We start from the raw sequence: 13937 nt of genomic DNA, 5'->3' as shown, positions 1-13937 counted from the left end.
GATTTTATCCAGTTTTTCCTAATACCCAACGCAGTACAGTTTAGTCTCTCAGATAAAAGTGTTACAAAGTTACAACTCCTATCGAACAAGAAACATATTATGACGTTTGCCAAATCTTTACTCACGGCCGCCCTGTTTTGCACATCCGCCCTCGCCGCTAAACCCAGCCTGGAATTTAACGATGTATTTGACTTTAAATATGCCCAGGGTCGGGTCCTGTCAGAAGACGGACGCTTTGTTGCCCTGAGTGCGCAGCCTTACCGGGGAGACAGCACGGGCCAGCTGTATAACCTCATCACCCAGAAATTGATAGCCAGTGTAGAGCGCGGCACCAAAGCCCAGCTCAACCGGGCAGCCAACTGGGCCGCCTTTACTCAGGTGCCTAGCCTGCTGACATCAGAAACCACAGACAAAAAAGCCCGTAAAGAGCTCAAGCGCGCTCTGGTTTTGGTGAATACACAAACGGGTGAACAGCGCACCTTTGAGGCCGTCAAGGATTACCAACTCAGCGACGATGGTCGCTGGCTGACCTATCGCCAGGATGTTGAAGCCAGTAAATCAGACAAAGCCGAAAACAAGGCAGACGCTGCCATTCCAGCCGATAAAAAAGACAAAGCATATCCACTGGTCATTGTAGACTTAACCTCTGACCAACAACACAAGTTTGAACAGGTTGGCCGTTACGCACTGAGCCCGGCGGAATATGGCGTACTGATGAGCACGCAGAGCGAAGATGGCGCCGACAACCAAATTCAGTATTTTGATCTGAGCCGGTCTCAGCTCAGCGTATTAATAGACGAGCCTGGCGTGACCCTATCCACTATCGCCTGGCACCCCTATTCCTCACTGGTGGCCTTTACGCAGGGCAATTATGTCAATAGCGATACACGCCGCCGCGACTACCAGGTACGTTTATGGGATGCCAAAGTAGACCGCTTCACCGATGTGGCACAACCACAGGGCTGGTATAGCGCTAAATCTGCAACACTAAGCTGGTCAGAACAAGGTGAGCGACTGTATTTTGAGAACCGTCCGCGCCTTGCGCCTAAGCCCGTCGAGAAAAAATACCAGGATCAGCCATCGCTGACCGACCTGGATACCATTATGGCCCAGTCAGGTCTGAAGGTCTGGCATAACAACGATGCGCAGATCAAACCACGCGAGATCAATACCTGGGAAAAAACCAACCGGGATCGTGACTATCAGGCGGTCTACCATTTAGGCAGTGAACGTGTGGCTCAGCTGAGTGACGAAACGGCACGGGATCTGACCCTCAATCGTGAAGCCCGCTTCCTGCTGGCCAGCAATGATCAGCCTTATCTGCATCAGATCATGTATAAAGGCTTCTATGCCGACTACTATGCCGTGCAGGTTGCAACGGGTGCACGCAGCTTTATCGTTAAAGAAGCACCGAATCGCCCCACGCTGTCGCCAACGGGTCAGCATGCCGCTTATTTCCTGAACGATCAGCTGTGGCTTAAAGATTTACATGCACAAAAAGAAACAGCCGTCAGTCAGGCCGTTCGCGACGCACTGTTTGCTGATGACCGTCACGATTACCCCCAGCCGAATCCGGGATACGGATTTGCGGGCTGGCAACGCGATGGCAGCACGCTGTATGCCTACAGTAAATTTGATATCTGGGCCTTTGATAGCCAAACCGCCCAGGCTAAACGCCTGACACAAGGGAAAGAAACCCAGACACAATACCGGGTGATCAAACTGGACAAAGACTTTGTTGGTTTTGACGCCGATGATCAGGTGTACCTGTCGGCACACAACCTGGCAAACAAGCAAACACACATAGCCAGGCTCAACCTGGCTACGGGCAAGCTCACCACCCTGACCTCAGGGGAAGCAAAATACAGCTTGCTGGAAAAAGCCAAACAGGCGGATACCCTGCTGTTTACCAGACAGAGCTACCATGAGTATCCGGATCTGTGGCAAACCGACAGCGCCTTTAGCCAGCGCAACCGGATCACTAACCTGAACCCTCAGCTCAGCACCTTTGCCTGGGGACAAAAGCCCGAGCTGGTGCAATATCAGGGATACAATGGCGAGCCGTTGCAGGGCGTGCTGATCAAACCTGCCAACTATAAGCCAGGTAAAAAGGTGCCGGTGATCTTCTATTTCTATCGCTATATGAGCCAGCGCATGTATGATTTCCCGCACATGGTGCTGAACCACAGACCGAATTTGCCAATGTTTACCTCGAACGGTTATGCCATTTTCCTGCCCGACATTCGCTTTGAAATTGGTTACCCGGGGCGCTCATCAACGCAAACCCTGGTTAATGCCGCACAAAAGCTGATTGACCTGGGCGTTGCCGATCCGGATAAGATAGGCCTTCAGGGGCACTCCTGGGCAGGTTATCAAAGTGCTTTTGCTGTCACCCAAACCGATATGTTCAAAGCCGTGGTATCCGGTGCGCCCGTATCTAATATGACCTCGGCCTATAGTGGTATTCGCCTGAAATCGGGTCTGGCACGTCAGTTCCAGTATGAGACCGGACAAAGCCGGATTGGTAAAACACTCACCGAAGCGCCTGAGTTGTATATTGAAAACTCACCGGTATTCTATGCCGACAAGGTCAATACACCCATTCTGTTGATGTTTGGTGATAAAGATGGTGCGGTACCGTGGCAAGAAGGGATCCAGTACTATCTTGCACTGCGCCGTCACAACAAAGATGCCATCTTCTTACAGTACGAGGGCGAACCGCATCATCTAAAACAGTTCCCGAACCAGGTGGATTACTCTGTTCGCATGAAGGAATACTTTGACCATTACCTGATGGGTAAACCCGCTGCGAACTGGATCAAGTCCGGGATCCCTTATCGTAAAGAGCCCGAAAACTAAGCCCAAAAAAAGCCGCTATCCAGCGGCTTTTTCTTTGCTCCGCGCTAGCGTTTAGCAGCGCGCCCTGCGGGTTTATTCTTACCTACTCTGGGCTTGGTATTGGCCTGATTAAACTGGCCAAAGCCACTGTGACGCGTCAGCGCTTTGCTGCCCGGCTTACGTCGGGTAGTGCTCTTACCTTCGTTGCGCCCGGCTTCCGGCACCAGGCACTGTGGCCCGCGTCCAATCAGGTTTGCCTTACCCATTTTCTTCAGCGCTTCGCGGATCATCGGCCAGCCAGCCGGATCATGATAACGCAAAATGGCTTTGTGCAGACGGCGTTGTTTGGCCCCCTTAGGGACCGCAACCACTTCTTTGTTGTTTTTGATGTTACGCAGCGAATTCATCTCGGTATGATAAATGGTGGTTGCGTTGGCCATCGGTGACGGATAGAAGTTCTGCACCTGATCCAGCTTAAAGTCATGGGCTTTAAGCCACAGCGCCATATTGACCATGTCCTCATCCGTGGTGCCCGGATGCGCAGAGATGAAATAAGGGATCAGATACTGCTTTTTGCCCGCTTCTTTGGAGTATTTATCAAATAGCTCTTTGAATTTGTCATAGGTACCCATGCCCGGCTTCATCATCTTAGACAATGGCCCCTGCTCGGTATGCTCGGGCGCAATCTTAAGATAACCGCCAACGTGATGAGTAACCAACTCTTTGACATAGCGCGGATCTTCAATGGCCAGGTCGTAACGCACGCCAGACGCAATCAGGATTTTTTTCACCCCTTCGACATCACGCGCCTTGCGGTACAGCTCTATGGTTGGCGTATGATCTGTGTCCATATGCTTACAAATATCCGGATACACGCACGACAGACGGCGACAGGTACTCTCTGCTTTTTTACTCTTACAGCGCAGCTTATACATGTTGGCCGTCGGGCCGCCCAGGTCTGAAATCACCCCGGTAAACCCCGGTACCTTATCGCGGATCTGTTCAATCTCATCAATGATCGACTGCTCAGAGCGGCTCTGAATAATGCGCCCTTCGTGCTCTGTGATTGAGCAGAAGCTGCACCCGCCAAAACAGCCCCGCATGATGTTCACGGATGTTTTGATCATGTCATAGGCGGGGATTTTTTCATTGCCATAGCTGGGGTGCGGCACACGCTGATAAGGCAAACCAAAAACTTCGTCCATCTCATCGGTTTCCAGCGGAAAGGCGGGAGGGTTCACCCATACGCTACGATCGCCATGACGCTGAAACAGCGCTCGCGCACAGCCCGGGTTGGTTTCCTGATGCAGAATCCGTGACGCATGGGCATACAAAGGTTTGTTTACACTCACCTGCTCGTAAGCCGGCAGCTTCACATAGACTTTTTCCCAGGGTTTCAGTTTTGGGGGTTGCACCACAATAGGCTGGGCCTGAGTTGCATCCTGTGCCTGCTCAGCCTGTACAAACTCCGACTTACTACAGCCAACATCGTCGGCCCCATAAGGATTAGGGATAGGATCAATTCTGCCAATTTTATCTATGGCGGTTGAATCGCTGCCGCGCCATTCTGGTAACGGCTCCTTACGGATCACGGCGGTGCCGCGCACATCCTGTATGGTATCAATGGACTCGCCATTGGCGATACGGTGCGCCACTTCAACCAACGGGCGTTCGGCATTACCGTAAATCAGCAAGTCTGCTTTGGCATCGAAAATGATGCTGCGACGTACTTTTTCCTGCCAGTAATCATAATGTGCAATACGACGTAAGCTGGCTTCAATACCACCGATCACCAGTGGCACCTCTTTATAGGCCTCACGACAACGCTGGCTATACACCACCACGGCGCGATCCGGGCGCTTACCACCCACATTACCCGGCGTATAGGCGTCATCGTGACGAATGCGTTTTTCCGCGGTGTAGCGGTTGATCATGGAATCCATATTGCCGGCCGTCACGCCGAAAAACAGGTTCGGCTTACCCAGGCTCATAAAGGCGTCTTTGCTCGACCAGTCAGGCTGTGCGATGATCCCAACTCGAAAACCTTGCGCCTCTAACACCCGGCCTATGACTGCCATCCCAAAGCTGGGGTGGTCGACATACGCATCTCCCGTGACTATGATGATGTCGCAGCTATCCCAGCCCAGCGCATCCATTTCGGCGCGACTGGTCGGTAAAAAAGGGGCAGGACCATAACATTCGGCCCAATACTTGGGATAAGAAAAAAGCGGGCGCTCGGCCTGTAACGCATTCATGATGACGGCTCAATGCTGAAAAAAGAAGCGGATTATACTAAAAAGCGTGATGGCTTCCCAGCCCTAGCTTTTTAAATACGCCAGCAAATCGGCTTCGGCCATGGGTTTGGCGAAGAAAAACCCTTGTACTTCATCGCATCCCAGGGCACGTAAAATATCTGCCTGCTCCTGCGTCTCAACCCCCTCAGCAATGGTTTTAAGCCCAAGGTGGCGGCCTAAAGAGATCACCAGCTCAGCAATGGCGCCGGAATCTTCATGGGGGATCCCTTTAACAAACGCGCGGTCTATTTTGAGTCTGGCCAGTGGTAGCTTTTGTAAATAGCTCAATGAAGAGAAGCCAGTACCAAAGTCATCGATAGCCACTTCAACACCAAAGGATTTCAGTTCGCTGAGGGTGTGCACTACGGTATTAATTTCATCCATCACCACACTTTCTGTGACTTCCAGCTCAATTTTTTGTGGCTCAACATCGTGATCCAGAATGGTCTGCTTGACCTGCTGGGCATAATTAGACACCTTAAACTGCGGCACAGACACATTAACGGCAACACTGATGTCATGGCCCAGCGAGCTCAGTTGCTTTTGCATCACACAGGCCTGCTCCAGCACCCACTGGCCGATTTCCACAATTAAACCGGCGTCTTCTGCCAGCGGCACAAACACCGCCGGCGAAATGTAGTCACCCTTTCCGGTTGGCCACCTTAGCAGGGCCTCACAGCCAATCACGGCACTGGACTCAGACTGTAAACACAGCTGCGGCTGATACCAGACTTCCAGCTTGCCCTGTTCAAAGTCTTGCCTAAGCTGGCGAATAAGGCCCAGTCGCCAGGCCATTTTCTCTTCAAGATCTGAGCTATACCAGTTCAGTGTTTGGCGCGCCTGTTTTGCCTGGTTCAGGGCAATGTAGGCCAGTTTCAGCGTTTCCAGCCCTTGCGATGAAAAGTCGCTCTGGCAGCACACGCCGATATGAAAGTGCATGGTAAGTACATGCTCACCAACCTGATAAGGCACGGTGAGCGCATCTAAAAACAGGGTTTCATCAAAACTTTGCTTTGGCAGCAAGACCCCGAATACATCCGCCCCGATACGTGACAGTAGCTCGCCTTGCGGACACTCCTGTTGCAGGCGCTCTTTCACCGCCAACAGCAGCAAATTGCCCACTTCCTGACCTAAGCCGTTGTTGATATCCGAAAACTGCGCAATATCAATCAGCACAAACACCAGACTATCTTGCCCAGACTTATAATATTGCGCTATCTGATCAACAAAGTTGGCCCGGTTTGGTAATCGGGTCAGGGCATCTTTATAGGCAACATCGCGCAGCTCGTTGATCAGTTTTATGTTATCAAGGCCGACACTGACATTGGTCAAAAAGATTTCCGCAAATTGCATCTGCGCCGCATTAGGTGGCTCTGCCACTTCCAGATAAATGGCTGCGCGACGATTTTTACCTTGCAGTAAAAAGGTCACGTCGTGATCGGTTTGCTGATGGGCATCCATATCAAAGCAGTTTTGCACCTGCATGATCACCCGGCCATTGTCGATTTGCTCCAGCCCCTGGCCAATGTGCGTTAAGTAAGGCTCTGTGCCACCAAACACCAGCACCTTAGCGTCTTTCTCAATTGCGCCAGCCACCAGACCATGGGGTTCGGAGCCGAGAATTTTAGCCAGCTGATTGACGACAGACAAACCAAAAGACGGCATATCTGTGTGGCCTAAGATGGCATGGGAGGCTTCGAGGATGTTGGTCAGTGCCAGGCTTTGTTGTTCAAGTTCGCAGATCTGTTGGTATGAGCGAATGGCAGTCAGTAAAGAGGTGACCAGCTTACCGCGGGTCAGCTCAGTTTTCATTTTGTAGTCATTGATGTCGTATTCCCGAATGACTTTTTCTTCCGGCGCATAGCCTGGCTGCCCGGTGCGCAAAATGATCCGCACGGCGTAATTGCCAAATTCATCTCGTACTTTCTTTACAACGGACAGGCCCGCGTCATCGCTTTCCATCACCACATCGAGCAACAGGATGCAAATTTCGGGATGTTGAGACAACACCTCCAGTGCTTCTTTACCCGAATAAGCATGATGAAATTTGAGCGCACGCCCCCAGAACTCAACCCCGGACAGGGCCAACTTAGTAACCGAGTGGATCTCCGGATCGTCGTCCACAACCAGTACATCCCAATACGCGCTGACTGTTTCTTGTGAGTCATGCGTTGAGTCTTGATCCGCAAACAAAAACTCTTCTTGTTCTGACGCCATCATCAACCTTATGTTCAACTACTTAGTTTCTGCCCACATGACATATTTGCCTATGTGTTATCTTATAAATTATGATAGGTTTTTACTATCAAGATCCATACCCGTTAACACTCAAGTAATATTATAGTCGATGTTCAACAACTTGTGCTCGTTAACTAAATAATATAGCGGCTCTTAGCAGGTTATGACAGCATCAATTTTTCGGGCTTTTACGTTCAGCATTGTTTTGATATTCGGCCTGATTGTGGCCACCGCTTTGCTTCCCTCTGACTATCAGGCCCACACAGCGCAGCGGGTAGCCAATCATGACCTGCCAGTCTTACAAAAGTATTTAAATGCCGAACACTGGCAAGGGCTATTGACGCCCCAACCAGATCTGCAGCTGGTGTTTCTGACGCAGGCTGAGCACGTAGGCGGCTATGGTGAATTGGCCCATCCCTGGGGGTTGGCAGAGGTAACAGTGCTGAGCCTGGAACAACAGCGCGTAGCCATTCAACTGCGATTCAATGCCGAGCACGTCGCCCATATCGAGCTTTTGCTACAACCCCAGGCCGACACCTTACTGGTCCAGTTCAGTGCCAGAGGGGAAAACCACACGCCTTTGGTGGGCGGACTGTATGCCCGCTTTGCGGCTTACTATATAGAACAACAACTCAAAATGATGCTGAACCAGTTGATCAGCCAGTTAAAATTTCACACGCAGGGAGTGGTATGACAATAAAAAATGCCCAGGCACGCTCCAGTTTAGCGCTTCTTATCGAAGAGAAGCTGGGCTACGCCATGATCAAACAGCCAAAAGCCGCGATACACTCCGAAGACCGACGCTTTGCGCAGACCCCCGATGCGAACCAAAATCAATTTATTGTGCGCAGCGAACACGGCGTACTGAAAAGAGCACTCAAGCGCAGTCAGTTGCAGCGGATTGCCCAGCAACGCAATATCGAGTCAATTATGGGCATGTCACTGACTTTATGCCCCGATGTCACCAGCCGGGGGCGCCCCGACCCGGACTGGCTGGAGCACTTTATCGCCCTGGCCGAGGACATTGCCAACAGTGCCATGCAAAAACTCTGGGCTAAAATTTTAGTCGGTGAATCAATCGCGCCGGGCACCTTTTCAATCAAAAGCCTGCAAACGCTAAAACAAATGACACAAAAAGAGGCCGATGCGCTGCAGCGTTGTGCGTCTTTATGCGGCTATCTGGAAAAAGAAGACAGCTATCTTATTTTGCTGGGGTTTTATAAAAAGCCATCGCTGTTCGATTTACTCCGCAAAGGCGCAAAAGAATCTCTGAACCTGGCGCAGGCCGGATTGAGCTTTCCACATATTCTGACCCTGATGGACATTAATTTAATCTATCGCCAGGAGATTGAATCAGCCAACTTGCAAAAAGGTCAGTCGCTGACACTGGCCTATCAGGGCAAACACCTGTCAATTGAAGCAAACAGCAACGATCTGGTCTTGAGCTATTACAAGCTAACCCAAACCGGTGATGAACTGAAAAAGCTCATCAATACCCCTGTGAACAAAACCTACAGGCAACTGCTTGGTAAGGCGTTTGAAGAAGAATTTACCTTGCACTGGAACTAGGCTCCCCTAAGGGAGCCTAAATAGGGAGAAAAGATCTTGCCCCAATTTTGGAGCAAGAGGGTCGGGTTTACAGTTCGTACTTCACCTTAAAGAAGACGCTGCGCCCCGTTACATCATAGGTGTTGCCTTCAATGCCTGAAGGAACAGTCGATATATGTGGAGGCTCTTCATCCAACAGGTTGTCGACCCCCATTGAGAAGGTCCAGTTTTCCTGATACTTATACGCAGCGGTCACATCAAAGCGGGTATAAGAATCGATCATGGTATCCGCTTTAGCCAGATCTTCCACTTCATCCATCCACTGAGTACGCAAGTCAATGGTCAAGTCATCCTGTTTCCAGGTCACAAAACCCGATAGCTTGTATTCAGGTAACAACCCGGCGTTTGAGCCGTTATCGTAAGTACCAACCCGGTCTATAACTTCTGCTTCCGGGTGTGCCTGGTCGTTGTACTTTTCGTACCAGGACAGCTCAGCGCCAAAGTTAAATCCACCTATGCTGGTGTCCAGGGCATAGTTTATCCCCAGATCAAAACCGGACACTTCACGTTCAGAGAGGTTCAGATAAGTGACGTCGACACGATTAATGTTACCATTGGCACTTCGGATGACACGATTGCCCAGCTCAGTATCGCCCGCCGCATTCTTGTCGATAAAGTACTGCTTGGGGTTATCGATGGCGTTTTCTAAGGTAATGCTGAAATAATCCAGACGGATGTTGAAGTCATTATCCACCGCCGGGCTCCACACCACCCCGGCAGTAAAGCTCTCGGACTCTTCTGCTTCAAGCTTAGCCGAATTACCCGCGGTGATTGTCAGAAACTGGAGGATATTAGGATCTGATTGCGTAACACATCCCTGGGTTGCCGGGGTAGACCCGGCATTGTCGGCGCTACAGGGGTCTGTCAACCAATCAAATGCCTCCGAGTCGCCAAGATAAAGCTCCTGCAAGGACGGCGCACGGAACCCGGTAGAGTATGTCGCACGCAGCTTGACGGACTCAACCGGATTAAAGTCAAAACCGATTTTGGGGTTCAGCGTATCACCAAAGTCACTGAAGTCGGAATAACGCAGCGCCAGGTTGATATCAAAATTTTCCGTTACCGGAATTAATGCCTCGGCATAGGCCTCACTAACATCCCGGCTGCCCTCTGTGGCTTTGAGGTTAACCCCGCCTATAGTGCCAAAGTTTTCAATCAGGCCATCCGGTTGCTTGTCGAAACGCTCGTTTCTAAACTCCACCCCGGCAGCAAAGCCAACCGCCCCGGCACTCAGTTCGAATAAATCGCCATTAACGTCGAAGTGATAAGACTCCACATTGGCTTTACCAGCCATCTGTACGTCGGTCAGCACATAACGCCATTGTTCTTCGTTCATGGCACCGGCCGGTGCCAGCGGATCCATCTGCACACACCCTTCAATTTGGGCACAGACGTCTTTATCGCCCACGGCCAGTTTCAGGCGCTCTTTGTTGATCACATTAACATAGATCTGGTGATAGCGGCTCTGTGAGCCCAGTGCCTTCGCACTCCACTGCCAGTTGTCGTTAAAACTGCCCTGCAGTGACAGTACAATGCGGTCAAACTGGGTGTCGTGGGCAAAGAAACGCGGCTCGCCGGAGTCAGTCATACGGCGACGCCAGTCAGCCACATCCTGACCAAAAATATTATACTGGCTGGTGGCCTTCCACGACACATCACCCACCTCTAAAGCAGAGAAGATCGGGGCATAAGCCCAGGTCTCAAACACTTCGGTGTCTGAATGGATAAATTCACCTTTTACAATCAGCTCATCGCTCAGTTCATAGGTGCCACTGCCATAAATAGAGAAACGCTTGTTATCGGGGACTTCTGAAGTGACTTGCTGGTAGTTGTACAGGTCAAACTTACTGCTATAACCGGACAGATCCGTTGCTGAATTGATCCGGGTGACGGTTGATGCATCCTCCTCATTGCCGGTAAATACCACGCTGCCATCGTCATTGGTTTTATAACCTGAAATTGCCGCCAACCCGGAAGGGATAGCTGAGCTTAGCCGCGGCGTGACCCGGGTCGCATCACGGTCCCGAGAATATACCGCGTCCTGCTTATAAATATTGGCCCCGATCACAAATGAGCCTTTATCCGATGCGCCACCAAACAGCAGGTTCATACTGGTAGAGTCGCCACCATCTTCTTCTGATACCGATTTGTTCACGTCGACCGAAAAGCCGTCATAACGCTCTTTAAGGATAATATTCACTACCCCGGCAACGGCATCGGAACCATAAATGGCCGACGCACCGTCTTTGAGCACCTCAATGCGTGCAATCGCGGAAGGGGGAATGCTGTTAATGTCGACAGTTTCGCCATCCGAGGCATTATTGGCAGCGCGCTGGCCGTTGATCAAAACCAGAGTCGCCGTACCGGGCAGACCCCGCAGGTTAATACTCGATGTGGCGCTACCGGCCTGGGTAGTGTTGGTGATCCCGGTAATGGCTGGTAGGCGGTTGATAAGATCGGCCACGTTTTCAACGCCGGAAATCTCAATCTGAGCGGCATCAACAATCGACACCGGGGCGGATTTTTCCAGATCATGGCGTTTGATCCGCGATCCGGTTACTTCAATGCGCTCAACCTCAGCGCTGCTTTCTTCACTCAGTGCGGGCAGGGCCACCACACTACTGGCCAGAACAGAGCCACCAATGGCATACTGCACGGCGCGCAACAGTTTATTCTTATTCATTTCCTTACTCCTGAATACTAACTTTCGTTGTGTTTTTTTAAGTTGTCCGTACTACTTAACCGGCAAAGTGCGCAGGCTGATCCCAAAGTTAGGGTCAACACACATTTAGTAACACAAATGTACACAATTCACAAACAAAGAGTGTGAGTATTGAAAATTTACAACGAAACGTTCACGTGTTAACTGGATAGCACCGACGGATCTCCAGGGCAGCAACATAAATGCGTTGAACATCAATAAGAAATCACTATAAAAAAGTGAGCTATTTAAATAACTTGGGGGGTTATGCTCTGCTGCTGGATTGCAGCGCTTAGGCGAGGCGGAGTGTAGAGCCATTGTTACAGGCTATCTAAGTAAACCCGGACCAGGGCGTTTGCCAGCGGTGGGCAGGATAATGAAATCACCCAAACGTATAAAATCAGTTGTTTAAATAAGCCACACCGTTGTTACACGGAGCATTAGGCAGTAACAACCAGAGCGGGGACACCCGCTCTGGTTTTATTGATTTAGAAATGAACCTGTACGCCTGCAAACGGGCCCGATGCATCTAAATCGGTAGTGATATCATCGACATCGTCCAGTTCAACCACCATAGAGCGATAACCCGCGCGAACTGCCACATCCACAGCCATATTATCGATAAACTCCCAGGCAACGCCAATCTGGAAGTCCTGGATTTTACTGTCATCAATGGCCAGTAAGCTGCCTTCGGCAAACACACTCAACCCGGTCAGTGGTAAGCCTACTTCGCCTCTGAGGTAACCCAGCGGGATAAAGCCTGAAAAGTCCACCGTTTCTGTGGTTGATTCGCCGTTAGCAAAACCGGTCACGCTGATATCGCCATCAAAGTGTTTGGCATTCAGACCGAAATCAAACGACACCAAATCGTTGTCGAACAGCTCATAATACAGGATGTAATCCATGTGGTTCAGATCGCCCACTGTATTCACTGTACCGCCCACGGTGAAGCTTTTGTCACCGAAGTCGAAGGTTTCATTCAGTACTGCTGAACCTTCCAGTTTTAACTCGGTATACTTGAGCTTGACGTTCGGCACTAAAGGCACCGGATGCTCGAGCGCTGCATAGAAGCTCGAGAAGTTTTTATCAACAAAGTCAAAGTCTTGCTGATTGCCCTTGTTCGCAAAGCTACCTTCTGGCTCTGCGCCCCATGCTTCACCACCCAAATATAACCCTAACAGGGTGTCTGCTTGTGCTGCAGGTGCGAGGCAGGCCAGAGATAAGGCTGCCGCTAAACAGTACTTTTTCATTTATTTATCCTTGCGCTAAAAGTTCACTGAGTTCAATAAGAGCCGCATTGGCCCGGGAAATATAGTTCGCCATCACCAGCGAGTGATTGGCGACCAATCCAAAACCACTACCATTTAAAATCATCGGGCTCCACACGGTTTCCTGCGTGGCTTCTAATTCCCGGATGATCTGTTGCAGGCTCACTTTTGCATTTTTCTTCTCGAGCACATCCGCAAAGTCGTATTCTACCGCTCTTAAAAAGTGTAACAGAGCCCAGGTGGCACCGCGGGACTCATAAAATACATCGTCAATCTTCCACCAGGATGTTTTCACTTCATGGTGATTGGCGGCAGAGGTTGCCTGATTCGCTGCGCTGTCGCCAGCCAGGTCAGTGTTCAGCCTGTCCTGGCCAACACTGGCACTCAGCCGCTGACTTAGGCTACCCAGGCGTTTTTCAGCCTCTTTCAGCCAGCCCCTGAGGTTATCTGCCCGGGCGTAAAATTGACTGCCCTGATCGGCGGGATTAGAAATTTGCAGCAAATAGTCATTCAGATGCGCAATACCGGTGCGATACTCGCCTTCGGCGCTGGGCCATAACCAGGCCGTTGAGCTGATATTAAACTGCGGCTGGGCCTTTTTCAGACTGGGGTGCTCGGTTGATTGCGACTGAGAACGACTAAAATCTTTGCGCATAGACAAGGCCATGTCACGTACCATTTCCAGCGCGCCATATTCCCAGGCCGGCATATTGTCCATGATCACACTAGGTGGTAGCACATCATTAGATAAATAGCCGCCCGGTTTATCAAGCAAGGTTTGCGATACGGTAATAAGCGTGTGGGTAGTGACGTAACCGGTCACCAGCTGAGTGTTAGTCTGCTCGGCGTGGCGCTGCGCACTGCCCACCACATCAAACTGCTCAGGCTCCGCACTCCAGTAAATTGCCAGGCCATAACCGAGCAACAGGATTGCTGCCAGTGCAGCCCAGACTTTCCCCACATGACTGTGTGTTTTGTGATCCATCAAGA

8 protein-coding genes are annotated in these 13937 nt (G+C 50.7%); 3 read left to right on the top strand and 5 right to left on the bottom strand.

Annotated features, from left to right (window positions below; genetic code table 11):
• Window positions 1–99 precede the first annotated feature (99 nt).
• Window positions 100–2859, top strand: coding sequence for an alpha/beta hydrolase family protein (locus L1285_RS10655; protein ID WP_235412314.1), 2760 nt, complete (start codon window positions 100–102; stop codon window positions 2857–2859).
• Between the two features lie 44 nt (window positions 2860–2903).
• On the opposite strand, the gene L1285_RS10650 is transcribed toward L1285_RS10655, so the two are convergent.
• The gene (locus L1285_RS10650) at window positions 2904–5093 is read right to left on the bottom strand and encodes a YgiQ family radical SAM protein (RefSeq protein WP_235412313.1); all 2190 of its coding nucleotides are present in this window, start codon (window positions 5091–5093) and stop codon (window positions 2904–2906) included.
• 63 nt (window positions 5094–5156) lie between these two features.
• Entirely contained in the window at window positions 5157–7349 is a 2193-nt protein-coding gene (locus L1285_RS10645; RefSeq protein WP_235412312.1) for a bifunctional diguanylate cyclase/phosphodiesterase, read from the bottom strand.
• A gap of 184 nt (window positions 7350–7533) precedes the next feature.
• Here L1285_RS10645 and L1285_RS10640 point away from each other — a divergent pair, with 184 nt between their 5' ends.
• A complete protein-coding gene (locus L1285_RS10640; protein WP_235412311.1) occupies window positions 7534–8064 on the top strand; it encodes a hypothetical protein in 531 nt (176 codons plus the stop codon).
• Entirely contained in the window at window positions 8061–8939 is an 879-nt protein-coding gene (locus tag L1285_RS10635; RefSeq protein WP_235412310.1) for a TIGR03899 family protein, read from the top strand. The genes L1285_RS10640 and L1285_RS10635 overlap by 4 nt, the downstream gene beginning before the upstream one ends.
• 67 nt (window positions 8940–9006) lie before the next feature.
• Here the strand turns inward: L1285_RS10635 and L1285_RS10630 are convergent, their stop codons facing one another.
• From L1285_RS10630 to L1285_RS10620, 3 genes are all read right to left on the bottom strand, one after another.
• Complete coding sequence (locus L1285_RS10630; protein WP_235412309.1) at window positions 9007–11661, bottom strand: TonB-dependent receptor; 2655 nt, start codon at window positions 11659–11661, stop codon at window positions 9007–9009.
• A gap of 506 nt (window positions 11662–12167) precedes the next feature.
• The gene (locus L1285_RS10625) at window positions 12168–12929 is read right to left on the bottom strand and encodes a TIGR04219 family outer membrane beta-barrel protein (RefSeq protein ID WP_046004827.1); all 762 of its coding nucleotides are present in this window, start codon (window positions 12927–12929) and stop codon (window positions 12168–12170) included.
• Window positions 12930–12933: 4 nt separating this feature from the next.
• On the bottom strand, window positions 12934–13932 hold the full coding sequence (locus tag L1285_RS10620) for a DUF2333 family protein (RefSeq protein ID WP_235412308.1): 999 nt from the start codon (window positions 13930–13932) through the stop codon (window positions 12934–12936).
• Between the last annotated feature and the right edge of the window lie 5 nt (window positions 13933–13937).

Origin of the sequence: Pseudoalteromonas sp. DL2-H2.2 (assembly GCF_021532535.1) — a bacterium.
In the GTDB taxonomy this organism is placed as follows: domain Bacteria; phylum Pseudomonadota; class Gammaproteobacteria; order Enterobacterales; family Alteromonadaceae; genus Pseudoalteromonas; species Pseudoalteromonas rubra_A.
The sequence above is the reverse complement of the archived record's forward strand: the minus strand, read 5'-3'. Positions and strand labels throughout refer to the sequence as shown.

Excerpts from the sequence above, each read along its gene's own strand:
- L1285_RS10655 (WP_235412314.1), top strand. The coding sequence starts at position 100 with ATGACGTTTGCCAAATCTTTACTCACGGCCGCCCTGTTTTGCACATCC.
- L1285_RS10650 (WP_235412313.1), bottom strand. The coding sequence starts at position 5,093 with ATGAATGCGTTACAGGCCGAGCGCCCGCTTTTTTCTTATCCCAAGTAT.
- L1285_RS10645 (WP_235412312.1), bottom strand. The coding sequence starts at position 7,349 with ATGGCGTCAGAACAAGAAGAGTTTTTGTTTGCGGATCAAGACTCAACG.
- L1285_RS10640 (WP_235412311.1), top strand. The coding sequence starts at position 7,534 with ATGACAGCATCAATTTTTCGGGCTTTTACGTTCAGCATTGTTTTGATA.
- L1285_RS10635 (WP_235412310.1), top strand. The coding sequence starts at position 8,061 with ATGACAATAAAAAATGCCCAGGCACGCTCCAGTTTAGCGCTTCTTATC.
- L1285_RS10630 (WP_235412309.1), bottom strand. The coding sequence starts at position 11,661 with ATGAATAAGAATAAACTGTTGCGCGCCGTGCAGTATGCCATTGGTGGC.
- L1285_RS10625 (WP_046004827.1), bottom strand. The coding sequence starts at position 12,929 with ATGAAAAAGTACTGTTTAGCGGCAGCCTTATCTCTGGCCTGCCTCGCA.
- L1285_RS10620 (WP_235412308.1), bottom strand. The coding sequence starts at position 13,932 with ATGGATCACAAAACACACAGTCATGTGGGGAAAGTCTGGGCTGCACTG.